Genomic DNA, 16,077 nt, shown 5'->3' on the forward strand with positions numbered 1-16,077 from the left:
ACAGGAGTTGTCCACATACGCGGCCCGCGCGCTTTTGGCAGACGGGCAGCGTCCCTAGGTTTGAAGGGCACGCTGCCGGGCCAGTCATTCACAATCAGGGAGAACCATGGACATGCCACCTCAGTCTGGGCACAACAATTCCGCGACGGAAGCCACAGCGCCGCAGTCCCAGGCCGTGGTTCCGGCACCACCAGGCGGCGGCCACACCGGCAAAGCGGTTGCAAGCCTCGTCCTTGCGATCGTGGCACCCGCGAGCCTCCTCCTCACGGCCCCCTTCGCCAGTTTTGCCATGCTGTTGACCTTCCCGTACGACGGCCCGTCAAAGAATCCCTTGCTGGCTCCCCTCGTGTTCTGGAGCCTGCCCCTGATCTTCGGCATCACCTCTGCATCGCTGGGCGTCTCCGCCCTGCGGAAGTCCGGACTCCGCGGTCAAGGGTCCGGTCTGGCGCTGGCAGCGTTGTGCATCAACGGCGTGATTTTCATTGTGGGGCTCCTCATGACCCTGCGGTTCGTTTACATGATGCGCTGAGGCGGCCGTGCCGCGGCCATTCCCGCCCGCCACGAACCGGACCCGCCGGCGGGTCCCGCCCCGGTATCCTTGAAGGGATGAGTGAATCCCCCGAAAACCCCCAGCAGCCGCATGTCCCCCGGCCCGTAACCCCCGGCACGCAGGCATCCTTCGGCACCTATGGCGGCCGGCCGGTCAGCTTTGTCCGCCGCGGCACCCGGCTGCAGGGCCGCCGGCAGGCTGCGTGGGAAGAGCATGCAGAGCGGTGGGCTGTGGATGTTCCCCGCCACGTCGCCAACACTTCCGTCCACCCGGATTACACGTTCGACGCCGAGGCGGAATTTGGCCGGAAGGCTCCCCTGATTGTGGAGATCGGCTCGGGCCTGGGCGATGCCATCTGCCACGCGGCGGAGCAGAACCCGGACACCGATTTCCTGGCCGTGGAGGTCTACACTCCCGGGCTGGCGAACACCATCATCAAGATCAACAGCCGGGGGCTGCGCAACGTCCGTGTGGTTGAGGCCAATGCCCCCGAAGTGCTGGCCACCATGCTGCCCGAAGGGTCCGTTGACGAGTTGTGGGTCTTCTTCCCCGACCCCTGGCACAAGTCACGGCACCACAAGCGGCGCCTCATCCAGCCCGAGTTTGCATCACTGGCTGCCCGTGCCCTGAAGCCGGGCGGGCTGTGGCGGATCGCCACCGACTGGTCCAACTATGCTGTCCACGTCCGTGATGTCCTGGCCGGTTCCGAGGACTTCGAGAACCTGCACAACGGCCAGCGCCGCGGACCCGAAAGCCCGCTGACGCAGGTGTGGCAGTCCGGCGTCGAGTCCGTGGTGGGCGGCGCTCCGGTCCGTGAGGGCCGCGCCCCCGTCAGCACCTTACACACCGGGCCCAACGAGGGCGTGGACGAGACGGGCGGCTGGGCTCCCCGGTTCGAAGGCAGGATCCGCACCAGCTTCGAGGCGAAAGCCCACGAGGCCGGGCGCCTGATCTTCGATCTCTGCTACCGCCGGCGGTAGCAGGAGGTCAGCCCACGCTGATGGCGGCCACAATCTCCCTGAGCATGCCGAGCCGCGGCTCCACGCCGGGGTCCACGTAGGGCCAGATCACCACGACGCCAATAAAACGCGAGCGCTCCCACACACCCACGGTGGCTGCCACCTTCCCCGCGCCTCCGGTGTCGTCGTAACCCACCACCACGGCGTACGCGGCTTTGCCGGGGAGGTTCAGTTCGCCCTCCGCCAGGAGGGTTCCACCCCGCTCCTCACGGTAGAAGCCGGACATCAGGTGCGCCCATCCGTTGGCCTGCGGTGCGTCCTGCACCGAGGTGTCGTCCTTAATGACGGTGACCAGGACATCGCCCGGGAGTCCGTATTGCCCGCTGTTGGGCCCGGCCGTGGAGTCGCCGAGGACCTGCGTGTGCTCGGGAAAGTCTGCCGTGAACCCCAGCGGGGATTCGATGTGCACGGACATGGTCACAGCCTTTCAAGCTTCGTGTCGTTGGGGACTTTGTAGTAGGTGGACACGTTGGTGGTGGCCTGGCTCTCCGTCTTGACCTCCACCTCGCCCAGCTTCACGTCAAGGCCGGCTTCGGTGGACGCACTGACCACGCTGTTGACCTGTACCGTGGCGGACCCGGCCTCATAGAGCCGGGCGGCATCCCGGGCCGCCCCTGCCTCATCACCCAGTGCTATGTTGCGCAGATAGCTGTCGATCACGGGCCGGTTCTCCGGCGAGTACTCCACGTCGATCCTGACCGTGCCCTGCGTGCCGGCGGTCACCGAGGACTCCACCTTGGCAGCTTTAACATCGGTGCCCGCCGTGACCCCATGCGCCACGGTACCGTCCATGGACACCGACACTGAACCGATGGTGTTGTCCTTGTCCATGGTGACCTGCAGGCCGCCCTTGCCGGAGGCCTCGAAGATCCGCCCGTCCAGGTTGAGCGTTCCCTGCGCTGAAACTTCTCCGCTGGCGGTGGAGGTGCCGTCCGTGAGGTTCCGCTCGTAGGCCAGGTCCAGCTTCGCGGATCCGGCCGCGGCCCCGGTTTCCGCTTCTGCCTCCAGCGACAGGGTCCCCTTCGCCTTGTCCGTCAGCCCGGTGGACCCGTTGTCACCGGCCGCATTGTCGATGGTTTCCAGGATGTAGCCCGGCGGGTTGCCCGCCACGTCCTTGATCTCGCCCACGCTGTCCGGCGGCAGGTCGCGGTACATCTGTCCGCGGGCGGCCATGGCTTCCTCCACGCTGCCAAAGGTGTACTCCCGGGACACCTCCCCGCTAAGGGTGACGCCGGAGGCGCCACTGGTGTCGTTCACCCCCAGCCCCATGTTCCCGTACACCTTCATGGTGGCGGAGCCGTCCGCGTTTTCCACCACTTCGGTGCCTACCTCGGCGCCCCCGTGGACCCACGCCACCCGCGCCTCGATGGAGGCCCGGCCGGCCTCGGCGTAGACGGGAATATCCGCCTTGGCCAGCTCCTGCAGGTGTTCCTTGGCTTGTTCCTGCGCAGATTCGGGGATGCCGCCGTCCATGCGCATGAGGTCTTCGGCGAAGGGACCGTCGTCCCCCTCGCCCTCGACCAGGTACTTGCGGTCCGCTGCGGACAGGCTGTCCCACCACGTGGCCTGCTCCGCGGGGCTTGCATCCAGCATGCGCTCCAGGCCGGCCTCCAGTTCCCTGCGGTGTTCCGCGGCCGCAGCCGCCGCTGCAGCCTGTTCCTGCAGCCAGTCCCGGGCTTGGGCGGCGAGCGACTGGAGGGGGTCCCACGGGCCGGTGCCGCTGGTTCCGCGGGATGACGACGCCTTCTCCTGCTCATCGGCGTGCTTCAGCAGGAGTTTCGAGTTCTCCCGCAGGCTGGACACCACCTTGTCCAGTCCGGGGCGGTGGCTGCCAGCCCATTCCTGGCGGAACCGGTCGCCGTCCGTTCCCTTCCACGGTGCGGACTGGATCTGGCCGTGCAGCGAGGCGGCCCGTGCGCTCAGCAGCGACGCGGCCTGGTCAGCCGCCCTGGCCAGTGCGCGCAGCTGGCTGACGTCAGCGCCGTAAAAGGTCATGGTGTTCCCCCGGAAAAGTCCTCGGTGCGTGTCATCCGCTGCTGCTTATGGTGGCACAGCCGCCGGGACCGGGCGATGGGGATCCCTCCCCATGCATGTCCGGAGAGAGGCGCGGATCCACACCGCCAGGCCGCGTACTGTTCCAGACCGTGTCCGCGTGGCACGATTGCCTTTGTGTGGGGCACGCACACCAGTGGACCACCGCGCACTGCGCACGCACAAAGGAACAGCCATCAAAAGAGAACTGAAGCAGGCCGTGGACGCGGCAGAGAACGTCACCAATTCGCGGACTCTGGAACTGCTGGCAAGGGCAGGGTTTGCGGCAAGCGGCATACTGCATCTGCTGGTGGGTGCAATTGCCATCCGGCTGGCCATGGGCGGCACCGGCAACGCGGACTTCAGCGGCGCCGTGGCGGAGCTCGCCACGCAGCCGGCCGGTCCCTTCCTGTTGTGGGCGAGTTTCGCGGCGTGCGCTGCCCTTGCGCTGTGGCAGGCCAGCGATGCCATCTTCGACTACAACAGGCTGCCCACCAAGGAAAAAGCCGGAAAAAAGGCCAAGGCCGGGGCCCAGGCTTTGGTGTTCGCCGGACTCGCCCTGACGTTGTTGTCCTTCGCGAGGGGAACCGGCTCGGGCGGCGACAACCAAAGAGCTGTCAGTGACCTGACCGTCTCCCTTATCAAAGCCCCCGGCGGTGTAGCCCTGCTGGTCCTGCTGGGTGCCGGCATCGCCGTGACCGGGGTGGTGTACGGCATTCGTGGGCTCAGGAAATCCTTCGAGAAGCATCTGGTCATGCCCGCCTCCCCAAAGGCAAGGACTGCAGTAACGGTGCTGGGCGTGACAGGCTATGTGGCCAAGGGCGTGGTCCTGCTGCTGACCGGCCTGCTCATCGTTATCGCCACCCTTCAGGCCCACCCGGAGGATTCAACCGGCCTGGACGGCGGGCTCCGTGCACTGCGCGACCAGCCCCTTGGCGTCTACCTGCTGGCAGCCGTGGGCGCCGGGCTCATCTGCTACGGGGTGTTCATGATCGTGCGGGCCCGGCTGGCCAAAATGACCCAGTAACCCGGAAACGGCCAGGGAACCGCCGTCGCGATGGCCGCGTCGAGTGGTTGAGCGCCGGGGTGGCTAGGGTGGGACCATGCCCCAGGTACGCGCCGAACGCTTCATCCGCCTCGACCCGGAAACGGTCTTCGCCTTCTCCCAGACCACCGGCACCTTCCGGCTTAAATGGGACCCGTTCATCTCGGCCCAGGCATTCCTGGCCGGAGCCAGCTCGGCCGGCAAGGGCGTCCGCACCAGGACACGCTCCCGCCTGGGGCTGACGATGGTCAGCGAGTACGTCTCCTACGTCCCGCCGCGGAACGTGGGCATGACCATGGTGTCCGGCCCCTGGTTCTTCGGGAACTTCGGCGGCGGCTGGCGCTTCACGGCCGGCGACGGCGGCACGCAGGCGGTCTGGAAGTACACCTTTTCCTGCCGGCCGGCGCTGTTGCGGCCGCTGATGGAGAGGATCGGCACCTGGCTTCTGGGGCACGAGATCGAGAGGCGGATCGAGGCGTTCGCCCGCGCCTGCGAGGATGAGGCGCTGGTAGCTGAGTTCCGTGACCTCCACGGGCCTTCGCCGGAGCTCCCCTAGCCCGCGAGGCGCCAGGCGTCTGTGCTTCTGGGCTTCAGGGCACCGTGATCACGGCAACGGCATGCTGCGTGCCGTCCCGCAGCTCAACACTGGAAATGCTCCCCAGCTGGATGGGCGTGGCCCCCGTGACCTTGACCCTGCCGCTGGGGGTGGCCGACCAGGCGCACGCGCGGTCCTCGCCGCCGGAGCGGTCACGGACCCACAGGGACAACGTCCCGTCCTGCGGGAGGCTGCTTCCGTTCACGGCCAGCTCGGTCCCCCAGGTCTTGCGGGCCAGGTCGATGCTGAACTGGAGCCCGCCCCCGGACTGGACGGAATAGGTGGCGTCGGGTTGCTCGGGCCGCGCCAGCAAGGGTCCGGCAGCGAGCCCCAAGGCGAGGCAGGCGGCGGCCACGGCGCCCACGAGTGCCGCCCACCGCCGTCGTGATGTCCGACGGCGGCGCGCCAGCTTGCTGAGGAGCGGAACCGGAACGGGGGCAACAGGACCGGCCGCTACGGCCGCAACGGCAGTCAGCGCCACGGCATCCGGCACGGGAAGGGCATCCAGCAGCATGGGAAGCTTCTCAAGCCCGGCCAGTTCCTCACGGCAGGCGGCGCAGTCCTTGAGGTGGGACGCAAAAGCCGCCTGGTCGTCGTCGTCCAGGCCGCCCAGGAGGTAGGCACCCAGCAACTGGTGGGGATCAAAACCGTTCACCGTTCCACCCCCATTTCATCCAGGATGGTGCGCAGGGCACGGACCGCGTAATAGGCGCGGGACTTCACGGTTCCGCTGGGGATGTTGAGCTGGACGGCGGCTTCATTGACCGTAAAACGGCGGTAATGCAGGGCCACCAGGACGTCGCGGTGCTCCTTGCTCAGCCGGAGCAGGGCCTCCTCGATCAAGACCCGGATCAACAGCTCATCCACCTTTTCCATCGCCCCGCCGTGATCCGTGAGGCCGCTTTCCAGTGTTTCCGGGCGCCGCTGGGCACGCCGGTAGTTGTCGATCATGATGTTCCTGGCCGTCCGGTACAGGTAGCTGCGGAGGCTGCCGTTGATCTCCGGCGCGTGCTGCCAGACGCGGAGCACGGTCTCCTGCACCACGTCCTCAGCCAGTTGGGGGTCCCGGGAGGCACTGAGGACGAACCGGCGCAGGGCGGGGCCGTGTTCGCGGTAGATGGACGCCACCACGTCCTCATCCAGCGGCATGCCGTCCCTCCTGATGTGGTTCTGTCCCACATTCCTGCTGATGTCCTAAAGACGCCGCGGGCCGATAAAAAGTTCATCCTGCTTGAACCATTCTTCACCCGGATGCGTCGTAGGGGTTAGCGTCCGGTATCAGACGCCGGGCCCAGCCAAGGAGCAACCCATGAAACACCACCCGGGTGCAGGCCTCGCCATCCTGGCCCTTGCCGCGGTACTGACGGCCTGCGCCGGCGGCACCGGAACCGCGCCGGCCACCAGCCCCGCTGTCACCACCGGCGCGCCTGCCACGTCCGCAACGGCCCCCGCCGCGTCGGTGTCCCCGCCCTCGGCAACGTCCACCACGGCCAGCGCGGGCGTCGACCTCAAGACAGCCTCCACAAGCGCCGGCACCATCGTGGTGGATGGAAAGGGAATGAGCGTGTACTTCTTCACGAAGGATGTGAAGGACTCCGGAACCAGTGCCTGCACTGACGCCTGCCTGGTTGCGTGGCCCCCTGTTTTTGCTTCCTCGGAGACTCCGTCCGCCGAGGGCGTCACGGGAGCCTTGGGCACCATCACCACCCCGGATGGAAAACAGCAGGTAACCCTGGAGGGACTGCCGCTGTACTACTTCGCGAAGGACACAAAGCCGGGCGACATCCTGGGCCAGGGCGTCAATGACGTCTGGTACCTGGCGGATCCGTCCGGCGCCATGATCAAGATGGGCGGTGCATCAGCCTACTGAGTTGGATTTGCCGGCCGGGCCGGCCCGCCTCCACGCTCTTCGCGGCAGGGCTTGAATGGCGGGCTGCGGCCGGAAAAAACGGGCCGCAGGCGCCCTACCGCAGCTAGCGCAGCGGAACTGCGGGGAGAGTCCCGGGCAGCGGAAGTTCTGACGCGCCGGGGACGGGCACCTGCGGCGGCTGGCCTACACCGTTGGTGAGATCATCCGGAACGGCGGTGGCCAGGTCCTCCGCAGCAGGAAGGCCGGCCGGCTTCCCCGGGGCGGCGTCCTGCCCGGCTGCCGTGTCCGGCGGGGCGGGAGCGTTCGACGGCGTCACCTCCGCCGGTTGCCCGGCGGGACCTGGTGCGGCCGGGACAGTCTCTTCGGCTGCTTGGGTTGCCGGCGTGGCAGGAACCGGGGCTGCGGGTTCATCAGCCGGGTTCCCCGCCGGAACCCCGGTGGATCCCGTCACAAACGACGTGACGGCATGGTTGAGCCGGCTGAAGGAGTCCCGGAACCCCTGGTCGGAAGCCGCGGCGACGGCTCCGCCGGCGGACAGCGAGACGGCCACGGACAGTGCTGTCAGGGTGACGCGCCGTTTGGCGCGGCGCCGCGCGGCCAGCTCATCGGGGGGTGCGGCGGCGGATACTGCTGCGGTCTCAACTGGCGCGGCCGCAGCAGTAGCGGCCGTGCTGTTTGAAGCCGCCACCTCCTCGGCACGCTGCATCAGGGCTGCGACCTCCGCGGAGGGTTCCGGCGCCACAGCACCCAGGGCGCGGAGTTGCAGGAGCGCTGGATGGAGCTGTCCGTCGTCGTCCAGCCCTGCCTCCAGCAGCAGCTGGTCAACGAATCCGTCGCTGCGGGATCCTGCGGTGTCACTCATGATTCGCCTGGTTTCTTGAGAGCGTCTGTGCTTTGAGGTTCTGAAGGGCCCTGCGCTGGAGCTGTTTGATGGCCCCGGTGCTTTTGCCCATGATGCCCGCCACCTGTTCGATGGACAGGTCCGCCACCACGCGGAGCGCCAGTACTTCCTGGTGTTCGCCGCTGAGGCCGTCCAGCATCGCGGCGGCCCCGCCGTCCAGTTCCACGGCCTGGTCCTCCGCCGACGGCGTTGTGCGGCCGTCATGCTGGGGATCGTAGGGCGACAGTTGCGGCGTGCGCTCCAGCCGGCGGTAGTGGTCAACCATGCGGGCATGGGCAATGGAGAAGATCAAGGATTTGGCGCCCTGCAGGCCGCCGGTGAGCCCTTGGATCTTCGGATAGAAGGCCAGGAACACGTCCTGCGTTACCGCTTCCGGGTCGTCAACACCGCGGGCCTTGAGGTAGCCCTGGACGGGGCCGCCGAAGGACCGATAGGCAGCGCCGAACAGCACAGCGGGATCTGTTCCGGCTGCGCTGTCGAATATGTCGATCTCTTCATGGGCCAAAGTGTCTAGCACCAGCGGCTCCTCCATCCCGGAACGTGGAGTGCGCCTGTCCCGGTTGTGCGGTGCGGATTGCCTGTCCCCGCTGCTTCTTCCGCCTGCGGCAGCACCACGCTGCCGGCAGGCGGGACTGCAGGAACGGGGGGCTGGTTCCTGCAGTCCAGAGTGGCCGCAGCCACAAAACAGCTGCGGTCCACCCTAGCCAACGGTGCCTAGCGGACTGAAACCGCGGGGGCTTCCACGACGTCGGCGCCCTCAACCGGAACAGCAGGCACGGCAGGAACGGCGGGCTCGCCGTCGACGCCCGGGACGGCGGGGACGGCAGGAACGGCCGGAAGCTCGGGACGTTCAACCTCAACGGCGGCGGAGCCGGTGGCAGCCGCTCCGGCTTCGGCGGCGGCATCCGCGTCCGCAACAACATCGGCGCAGAAGTCCCCAACGTTAGCTTCGCCTTCGGCAGCAATAACCAGCGAGGAGAAGCCCTCGGCAGACGCGTTGAGGCTGCCGTTGGTGAAAGCAGTGCAGAGACCGAAGGCTGCGGCGCCTGCTGCGTCTACGGCAGTACCGGCGGCAACGGAAGCCGAAGCCTGGGCGGCTGCTTCCTCATCGCTGACCGTGGCGTCGGCAGCCGCATCAGCAGTTGCCGTTGCATCGGCGTCGGCCGCCGCATCCGTGGTGGACTCCGCACCGGCCTGGGCGTCAGAGGCTGCCACGGCTGCCAGCTGCGGGGCGGGAGCACCGAACAGTTCGTGCGCGGTCTGCTGCGCGTCAGCGGGGAGGACACCGGTAACGGCGGCTGCGCCGGTTCCGCCGACGGCCAGGGTGCCTGCTGCCAGGACTCCGGCGGCGACTTTACTGGTGGCGAGAACGGTGAACAAAGACATCAAGTACTCCAAACCTGGACAACATATCGGGTAGGGCCCGGCGTGCGGACCCATCACCTCCTACATCGCCGGGGGCAGCGGAAAGGTTACGGACGCTGGAAATCTTTTTTATTGCCCGTCCGTATCAGGACCACGGGACCGTCGCCCTTACGATCGATGCATGTCCAACAGCAACCAGCCGCAGCAGTCCGACACACAAACCGGTGCGCCCCGGAAAGAGCCCGGCACCTGGCAATCCATGGTGGACAACAACAAGGCGTTGCTCCTGCGGAAGACCGGCCAGGATACGGCCCATTGGGTGGAGCAGGCCCGGGCGGCGGGCATCCGCAGCGACCGGGAACTCCGCGACTGGATGCGGGACGGTTTTGGCGTGACGGGCTATGCCCAGTACGCGGTGTCCTGGGAGATGTTCGGCTACCCGGAGTTCATGCTGCGCGACGCCGACGAACTGATCGACGGCCAATACGCCAACCACCCGCAGCTGCGGCCGATCGCCGATTCCATCCTTGCCTGGGCGTCAGCCGCCGACGGCGTCCAGATCCAGATGCGGAAGGGCTACGTGTCCCTGCACAGCCCGCGCCGGAAGTTCGCCCAGGTGACCCGGTCCACCAACTCGGCGGTGGACGTGACCCTGCGCCTTGATGCTCCCGCCGGGGGCCGGCTGGAACAGGTCAGGACACGGGCGGACGATCCCTTTACGCTCCGGGTGCGGCTGGTGTCCCCCGAGCAGGTGGACGACGAGCTGCTGGAAATCCTGACCGCGGCCCTGGAGCAGAACACGTAGGAAAACTGGATTCGCGGGACAGGCGCCGGGGTCGCCTGATATTCACGGCGCCTGTCCCGCGGACCGGAAGGACCTGAGACCTGTTTCTAGGCCTGCACGAGGTCGGCGTCGGCCTCTTCAAACTCCACGGCTGCGACGATTTCGAGGGTTTCGGGGTTGATCATGAAGGCTTCGTCGTCTTCCTCCACCATCAGGAAGTCACCGTGGTCCGTGGAGAAGTGCCAGGCCAGGGTCTTCTCGCCGTCGTGCAGGTAGTTGGGGTCCCCCATGGTGATCCTGAGGAGTTGGTACCCGGCAACGCTGCAGAGCTCGCGGATGATGATTTCGAAGTCCGGGGCGTCCTCCAGCGCTTCGGCCTCTGCCTGGGCCTGGCGTTCGGGCAGGTCCGGGATCAGGGCAGCCAGCCGCTGGATGTACGCGCCCACCTCTTCGTCGTCGAGCACCAGGAGATCGGCCTGTCCGCGCAGCCAGGCGGCATTGAATGCGGTGATGTTCTCCCGCTCCAGCAGCTCCTCGAACTCGCCGTCGAGCTCTTCCATCCGCAGGACGGCGTCGGGGGTCTCTTCAGCCTGGTCGAGTCCGCCGTCGAGGTAGTGCTCGGCCTCATCCTCGGTCAGGGCGTCGTAGGCCGCAACAGCGCGGTTGAAGAGGTCCAGGTGGGCGGTTGCTCCCATGCCGGCCATACCCTCGCGGATCAGGGTGTCCGTTTCGGACCGGTCCACGGCCATGAAGGAGTACTGCGCGAAGCCGCCCTCGAGTGACTGCGTGAGGTAGAAATCCACGTAGTAGCTGCGGACCGCCACCGGCGACATCTCCTCGGTGTGCAGAAGAGCGGTGTGCATGGCGTCCACCACGCTCACATTGGCCTCAACTGCCTCCTCATCGCTGGCTTCGATGCTGCTGCTGGTCAGGACGACGGGCTGCTGGCTGATGATCATGGCAATCCTTACTGCTGTTCGCTGGTGGTGCTCAGGACACTTTTCACGCTACGGCTGAGGGATTACCGGCCCATTGAGGAGGAAGTGAACGTCTAGCGAAATTTTCAGCAACTGCACAAGGGTTAACCGTTCGCCCTGCTGCCGGGAACTCCCACAGACCCCCTCTTCACGAGGGTGGCGGAAAACTCAGGCTTTGCAGCGGGCGCTTTCCTGCCCTGGATCTGGCGGATGAGGGCCTCAGCGGCGGCGACGCCCATCTCGTAGACGGGCTGCGCAATCACGGTCAGAGGCGGTGTGGTGAGGCGGGTCCAGGCAAAGTCGTCGTACATCAGGAATGAGACGTCGTCGGGGATCGAGAGCCCCAGGTCCTGGATCGCCTCGACGACGCTGAGGCCGATGAGCCCGTCGGAGGCAATGATCGCCGTGGCGGGATCAGGCTGCTGCAGCAGTTCACGGGTGATTTTCCTGATGGACTCCGGACCGCCGGCGTTGAGCCGGACCAGGTCCTCGGGTTGGGGAAGCCCCGCTTCGTCGAACGCACGCTTCATACCGTCCCGGCGGTCCGAGATCTGCGAGGAGTCCAGCGGCAGGCCGGCGAAGTAAGGCTCATCCGTCCGAATGGTGGAAATGAAGGCAATCCGGCGGTGCCCTTCCCCGATCAGGTAGCTGGTGGATTCATAGGAGATCCCCTCCATCTCCACCGCCACCGTGTCCACCTCCACCCCCTGGGCCCTACGGTCGAGGAGCACCAAGGGCCTTCCGGACGTGTGAACGCTTGCCAGGTGCTGCGTATCAACCGATGAAGCCGGCGCGATGATCAGGCCGTCAACGCGCTTGTCCAGCAGCACCTTCACTGCGTCGACTTCGGCCGCTGTGTCCTCATCGGTATTGACCAGGATGACGTTGAACCCGCTCTTCTTCGCGGTGTCAGTAATGCCCCTGGTCGCGAGGCCAAAGTGCGGGTTCTCGATGTCGCCCACCACCACGCCGATAGTGTTTGACTTCCCGGTGTTCATGCTGCGCGCGAGTTCATTTGGGCGGTAGTTCAGCTCTTCCGCTGCTGCCAGTACGCGCTCCCTCACATCGTCACTCACTGCGCCGTAGTTGCCCAGCGCACGTGCTGCCTGGGCCTTGGATACCTGCGCGGCCTTGGCGACGTCGGCGACTGTTACATCGCGTCGTCGTGAAGCGTCAGTACTCATTTCGGCCTTTCCCGTAGGACGCTTGACGCCCTTTTGTGGCTTGGGTTACATTTCTATCAATCGGTGTGAGTCCGGTCTCAATCGTAGAGACTGAGACCGGACTCAGCAAGAGGTACCGGCCAAGCATCACCCCACGGCGGATCTCGATCCTCCACTCCCGCTTCTCTCGATTGGAAAACTCGCTGTGTTTACTCGAAAGACTTTCCGCCCCGCAACACTGGTTGCCGCGGCCGTCGCCGCGGTCCTGGCACTGTCCGGCTGCGGAGCATCCACTCCTGCTTCATCCTCGTCCGCGGACAACCCGTACGGCCTGATTGAGCCCGGATCCATCCGTGTCGCCAGCCTGGGTGACTCGAAGCCGTACACCTTCACCGACGCCCAGGGTAAGTTCACGGGCTTCGATGTCGAACTCTTTACGGACGTGGCCCGCCGGGCCGGTGTGGACAACGTGGTCTTCACCGGCCAGGACTTCTCCGGCCTGCTCGCCGCCGTCGCCAACGGGCAGTTCGACGCCGGGGTCGCCGCCATCGGCATCACGGACAAGCGCAAGGAAACCGTTGATTTCTCCGACGGCTACCTGGCCGGCTACCTGACCATCATCACCACCAAGACGTCCGGCATCAACGATCCGGAAGGGCTCTCCGGCAAGCGCCTGGGCGTCGTCCAGGGAACGCTGCAGGAGGCCTACGCCGTCAAGAACTTCACCTCCGCAAGCCTGGTGCGCTTCCCGGACAACAACACCGCAGTCTCGGCCGTCAACAGCGGCGCTGTCGACGCGCACTTCCTCGACTACGAGGCCGCCAAGTCCTACCAGGAACAGTTTGGCCTGGTGAGCGCAGCAGATATCCCGTCCTTCGACGCTCCCGCCGGCTTCGCCGTCGCCAAGGGCAAGACCGAATTCAAGGAGGCCCTGAACAAGGGCCTGGCCGAAGCCATGGAGGACGGCACCTGGAAGAAGCTCTACGAAAAGTGGTTCCCGGGCTCCCCGATGCCCGAGCAGTACCTTCCCAAGGCCGAGCAGACGTCCAGCCCGGCGCCCAGTAACTAACCCCTCCCAAGGTTGCGGGGGCGGTCCACCGGAATTACCCGCCATGACCGCCCCCGTTCCACCAGCTAACAACGTCTGAGAGCAACCATGGACTGGCTCAACACCATCATCCGCACCTTCTTCGACTTCGAAGCAATGGTCGAAGTCCTGCCCCAACTTCTGGGCGTGGGCCTCCTGAACACCCTCATCATTTCCGTCTCGGCCACGATCATCGGCCTGGTGCTCGGCATGATCGTCGCCGTTATGGGCATTTCACCGTCCCGGTGGCTGCGGGTCCCGGCCCGCATTTACACGGACCTGTTCCGTGGCCTGCCGGCCATCCTTACCATCCTGCTGATCGGCCAGGGGTTCGCCCGGCTGAGCCAGTCCATCTTCGGCCCTTCGCCGTACCCCTTGGGCATCATCGCCCTAAGCCTGATCGCCAGCGCCTACATCGGTGAGATTTTCCGTGCCGGCATCCAAAGCGTGGACAAGGGCCAGGGCGAGGCCTGCCGCGCCCTGGGCATGAGCTACGGCAAATCAATGGCACTCGTGGTCATTCCCCAGGGCATCCGCCGCGTACTGCCGGCACTGGTCAACCAGTTCATCGCCATCGTCAAGGACTCTTCACTCGTCTACTTCCTCGGCCTGCTGGTCAGCGAACGTGAACTCTTCCGCGTGGGCCAGGACGCCGCAGTCCTCTCCGGAAACCTCTCCCCGCTGGTGATGGCCGGCATTTTCTACCTCATCATCACCGTGCCGCTCACGCACCTGGTGAACTACTTCGACAGCCGCTTCCGGGCAGGAAAACGCCGTCCCGCGGCCCCCTCCAGCGGCCTCAAGGAAGTCAAGGAACTCGACGCGGCCTCGCCGCTCACTACCGGGAGCAACACATGATCACCAGCACCAGCGCCAACCCCACCGCTGACATCCAGACCTTCCACGGAGCCAGCCTGGAACTCAAAAACCTGACCATGGCGTACGGGGACATCGAGGTGCTCCGCAACGTCAGCCTTACCGTGGCCCCCGGCACCACCACCTGCATCATCGGGCCATCGGGCTCCGGCAAGTCCACCCTGCTCCGCGGGGTCAACAGGCTCCACGAACCCAAAAGCGGCGACGTGCTCCTGGCGGGCGAGAGCGTACTGAAGGTCAACCCCGACATCCTGCGCAGCCGGATCGGGATGGTCTTCCAGCACTTCAACCTCTTCCCGGACCACACAGCCCTGGAGAATGTGGCCCTCGCCCTCTGGAGCGTCAAGAAGATGCCCAAGGCAGAGGCACGGGAGCGGGCACGCCTCCGCCTGGCCGAGGTGGGCCTTGCCGAACGTGCCGACCACCGTCCACGGGACCTTTCCGGCGGACAGCAGCAGCGCGTGGCCATTGCCCGCGCCCTCGCCATGGAACCCGAAGTGATGCTCTTCGACGAGGCCACCAGCGCCCTGGACCCCGAGCTGGTCAAGGGCGTCCTGACCCTCATGGCGTCGCTTGCAAAGCGGGGCATGACCATGGTGGTGGTGACGCACGAAATGGGCTTTGCCCGGAAAGTGGCCGACCAGGTCGTCTTTATGGATGAAGGCGAAGTAGTCGAAGCGGGCACGCCCGCGGACATCTTCGACAACCCCAAGAGCGAACGCCTCCAGCGTTTCCTCTCCGAGGTGCTGTGATGGCGAATGTCAGCAAAGGACCCATCCGTACCGCCGTCGTCGGCTTCGGGATTTCCGGACGCGTCTTCCATGCACCCCTGATCGAGGCAGACCCGTCCTATTCACTGGACGTGATTGTCACTGCGGACCCGGACCGCGCTGCCGCAGCAGCAGCCCGCTACCCGCGGGCCCGGATTGTCCCGACGGCGGAGGCCCTGTTCGCGCTGTCAGCCGACCTTGACCTGGTGGTCCTGGGTACCCCTCCGGTCACCCATTTCGACTTCGCTTCGAGGGCGATCGCCCACAAGCTGCACGTTGTGGTGGACAAGCCATTCGTCACCACATCCGCACACGGCGAAGAGCTGGCCGCCAGAGCGGCCGACGCCGGCGTTCAGCTGACGGTCTTCCAGAACCGCCGGTGGGACGCGGATTTCCTGACCCTCAAAAAGCTCGTAGATGCCGGTGAGCTGGGCGAGGTCCAGACCTTCGAATCACGGTTCGAGTGGTGGCGCCCGGAAGGTTTCGGGAACTGGCGCGACTCCGCCACCACCGCGGAGGGCGGCGGCATCCTCCATGACCTGGGCGCCCACCTCATCGACCAGGCCATCCAGCTGTTTGGGCCTGTGACGCGCAGCTACGGCGAAACAGCAGGGCAGGGCCCGGGCCGGTCAGGCCCGGAACAGGAAGCCTTCGTGTCCCTGCTGCACGATTCGGGCGTACGCTCCCGGCTCTGGATGAACGGCGCCGCCCCGCAGGCTGGCCCCCGGTTCCATGTGCTCGGCTCGGCCGCCGGGTACACCAAGTGGGGACTGGACGGGCAGGAACCCGCACTTGATGCCGGGGTCCTCCCCACCGATCCCGCTTATGGTGTGGACCCCCAGGTCTCTTGGGGGGTCCTGGGGGTGGACGGCGCCACAAGCGCCGTTCCCGCCGAGCGGGGGGCCTATCCCGAGTTCTACCGGCTCCTGGCCGACGCACTCCTCCGCGGGGCGCCGCTCCCGGTTGACCCGGCAGACGCCGTCGAAGTCTTGAAAGTCATTGAAGAAGTCCATGCCCTTGCCTGACACAGCACGTCACGGCACA

General features: G+C 66.3%; 19 protein-coding genes. 10 read left to right on the forward strand and 9 right to left on the reverse strand.

Translation table 11 applies throughout. The features are described from left to right. The first annotated feature begins 112 nt into the window (after nucleotides 1-112). Both AC5RWA_RS10160 and trmB read left to right on the forward strand, forming a co-directional pair. Complete coding sequence (locus tag AC5RWA_RS10160; protein WP_147294350.1) at nucleotides 113-529, forward strand: hypothetical protein; 417 nt, start codon at nucleotides 113-115, stop codon at nucleotides 527-529. A 77-nt stretch (nucleotides 530-606) separates the two neighbouring features. Further along, nucleotides 607-1,530, forward strand: coding sequence for a tRNA (guanosine(46)-N7)-methyltransferase TrmB (gene trmB, locus AC5RWA_RS10165; protein ID WP_275730472.1), 924 nt, complete (start codon nucleotides 607-609; stop codon nucleotides 1,528-1,530). Nucleotides 1,531-1,537: 7 nt separating this feature from the next. Here trmB and AC5RWA_RS10170 read toward each other — a convergent pair whose 3' ends face one another. Next, the gene (locus tag AC5RWA_RS10170) at nucleotides 1,538-1,984 is read right to left on the reverse strand and encodes a hypothetical protein (RefSeq protein ID WP_275730471.1); all 447 of its coding nucleotides are present in this window, start codon (nucleotides 1,982-1,984) and stop codon (nucleotides 1,538-1,540) included. A gap of 2 nt (nucleotides 1,985-1,986) precedes the next feature. After that, entirely contained in the window at nucleotides 1,987-3,564 is a 1,578-nt protein-coding gene (locus AC5RWA_RS10175; protein ID WP_494057512.1) for a fimbrial protein, read from the reverse strand. A 193-nt stretch (nucleotides 3,565-3,757) separates the two neighbouring features. Here AC5RWA_RS10175 and AC5RWA_RS10180 point away from each other — a divergent pair, with 193 nt between their 5' ends. Both AC5RWA_RS10180 and AC5RWA_RS10185 read left to right on the forward strand, forming a co-directional pair. Next, nucleotides 3,758-4,627 (forward strand): DUF1206 domain-containing protein, encoded by an 870-nt coding sequence (locus AC5RWA_RS10180; RefSeq protein ID WP_254865437.1) that lies wholly within the window; start codon nucleotides 3,758-3,760, stop codon nucleotides 4,625-4,627. 76 nt (nucleotides 4,628-4,703) lie between these two features. Continuing rightward, complete coding sequence (locus tag AC5RWA_RS10185; protein WP_494057513.1) at nucleotides 4,704-5,201, forward strand: SRPBCC family protein; 498 nt, start codon at nucleotides 4,704-4,706, stop codon at nucleotides 5,199-5,201. A gap of 34 nt (nucleotides 5,202-5,235) precedes the next feature. Here the strand turns inward: AC5RWA_RS10185 and AC5RWA_RS10190 are convergent, their stop codons facing one another. Then, on the reverse strand, nucleotides 5,236-5,895 hold the full coding sequence (locus AC5RWA_RS10190; RefSeq protein WP_494057514.1) for an anti-sigma factor family protein: 660 nt from the start codon (nucleotides 5,893-5,895) through the stop codon (nucleotides 5,236-5,238). Next, the gene (locus tag AC5RWA_RS10195) at nucleotides 5,892-6,389 is read right to left on the reverse strand and encodes a sigma-70 family RNA polymerase sigma factor (RefSeq protein ID WP_079595277.1); all 498 of its coding nucleotides are present in this window, start codon (nucleotides 6,387-6,389) and stop codon (nucleotides 5,892-5,894) included. The genes AC5RWA_RS10190 and AC5RWA_RS10195 overlap by 4 nt, the downstream gene beginning before the upstream one ends. A gap of 160 nt (nucleotides 6,390-6,549) precedes the next feature. Here AC5RWA_RS10195 and AC5RWA_RS10200 point away from each other — a divergent pair, with 160 nt between their 5' ends. Beyond that, nucleotides 6,550-7,110, forward strand: a complete 561-nt coding sequence (locus AC5RWA_RS10200) for a COG4315 family predicted lipoprotein (protein WP_494057515.1) — start codon at nucleotides 6,550-6,552, stop codon at nucleotides 7,108-7,110. Between the two features lie 103 nt (nucleotides 7,111-7,213). On the opposite strand, the gene AC5RWA_RS10205 is transcribed toward AC5RWA_RS10200, so the two are convergent. From AC5RWA_RS10205 to AC5RWA_RS10215, 3 genes are all read right to left on the reverse strand, one after another. Then, on the reverse strand, nucleotides 7,214-7,972 hold the full coding sequence (locus tag AC5RWA_RS10205) for a hypothetical protein (RefSeq protein ID WP_494057516.1): 759 nt from the start codon (nucleotides 7,970-7,972) through the stop codon (nucleotides 7,214-7,216). Continuing rightward, the gene (locus AC5RWA_RS10210) at nucleotides 7,965-8,543 is read right to left on the reverse strand and encodes an RNA polymerase sigma factor (RefSeq protein ID WP_494057517.1); all 579 of its coding nucleotides are present in this window, start codon (nucleotides 8,541-8,543) and stop codon (nucleotides 7,965-7,967) included. The genes AC5RWA_RS10205 and AC5RWA_RS10210 overlap by 8 nt, the downstream gene beginning before the upstream one ends. A gap of 182 nt (nucleotides 8,544-8,725) precedes the next feature. Beyond that, nucleotides 8,726-9,397 carry a protein tyrosine phosphatase gene (locus AC5RWA_RS10215; protein WP_494057518.1) on the reverse strand — a complete coding sequence of 224 codons (672 nt, stop codon included), beginning with the start codon at nucleotides 9,395-9,397 and terminating at the stop codon, nucleotides 8,726-8,728. Between the two features lie 160 nt (nucleotides 9,398-9,557). On the opposite strand from AC5RWA_RS10215, the gene AC5RWA_RS10220 reads away from it, so the two are divergent. Continuing rightward, nucleotides 9,558-10,181, forward strand: a complete 624-nt coding sequence (locus tag AC5RWA_RS10220; protein WP_494057519.1) for a DUF5655 domain-containing protein — start codon at nucleotides 9,558-9,560, stop codon at nucleotides 10,179-10,181. 86 nt (nucleotides 10,182-10,267) lie between these two features. Here AC5RWA_RS10220 and AC5RWA_RS10225 read toward each other — a convergent pair whose 3' ends face one another. Then, entirely contained in the window at nucleotides 10,268-11,119 is an 852-nt protein-coding gene (locus tag AC5RWA_RS10225; protein WP_494057520.1) for a DMP19 family protein, read from the reverse strand. Nucleotides 11,120-11,241: 122 nt separating this feature from the next. Next, complete coding sequence (locus AC5RWA_RS10230) at nucleotides 11,242-12,321, reverse strand: LacI family DNA-binding transcriptional regulator (protein ID WP_494057521.1); 1,080 nt, start codon at nucleotides 12,319-12,321, stop codon at nucleotides 11,242-11,244. A 184-nt stretch (nucleotides 12,322-12,505) separates the two neighbouring features. Here AC5RWA_RS10230 and AC5RWA_RS10235 point away from each other — a divergent pair, with 184 nt between their 5' ends. From AC5RWA_RS10235 to AC5RWA_RS10250, 4 genes are all read left to right on the forward strand, one after another. Then, nucleotides 12,506-13,369: an ABC transporter substrate-binding protein gene (locus AC5RWA_RS10235; protein WP_275730457.1), complete on the forward strand. Its 864-nt coding sequence runs from the start codon at nucleotides 12,506-12,508 to the stop codon at nucleotides 13,367-13,369. 87 nt (nucleotides 13,370-13,456) lie between these two features. After that, a complete protein-coding gene (locus AC5RWA_RS10240; protein ID WP_079595286.1) occupies nucleotides 13,457-14,245 on the forward strand; it encodes an amino acid ABC transporter permease in 789 nt (262 codons plus the stop codon). Next, nucleotides 14,242-15,015 (forward strand): amino acid ABC transporter ATP-binding protein, encoded by a 774-nt coding sequence (locus tag AC5RWA_RS10245; protein WP_494057522.1) that lies wholly within the window; start codon nucleotides 14,242-14,244, stop codon nucleotides 15,013-15,015. The genes AC5RWA_RS10240 and AC5RWA_RS10245 overlap by 4 nt, the downstream gene beginning before the upstream one ends. Then, nucleotides 15,015-16,058: a Gfo/Idh/MocA family protein gene (locus tag AC5RWA_RS10250; RefSeq protein WP_494057523.1), complete on the forward strand. Its 1,044-nt coding sequence runs from the start codon at nucleotides 15,015-15,017 to the stop codon at nucleotides 16,056-16,058. Before AC5RWA_RS10245 ends, AC5RWA_RS10250 begins: the two co-directional genes overlap by 1 nt. Nucleotides 16,059-16,077 lie beyond the last annotated feature (19 nt).

The sequence above is a fragment of the Arthrobacter sp. 210 2 genome, from assembly GCF_059093025.1.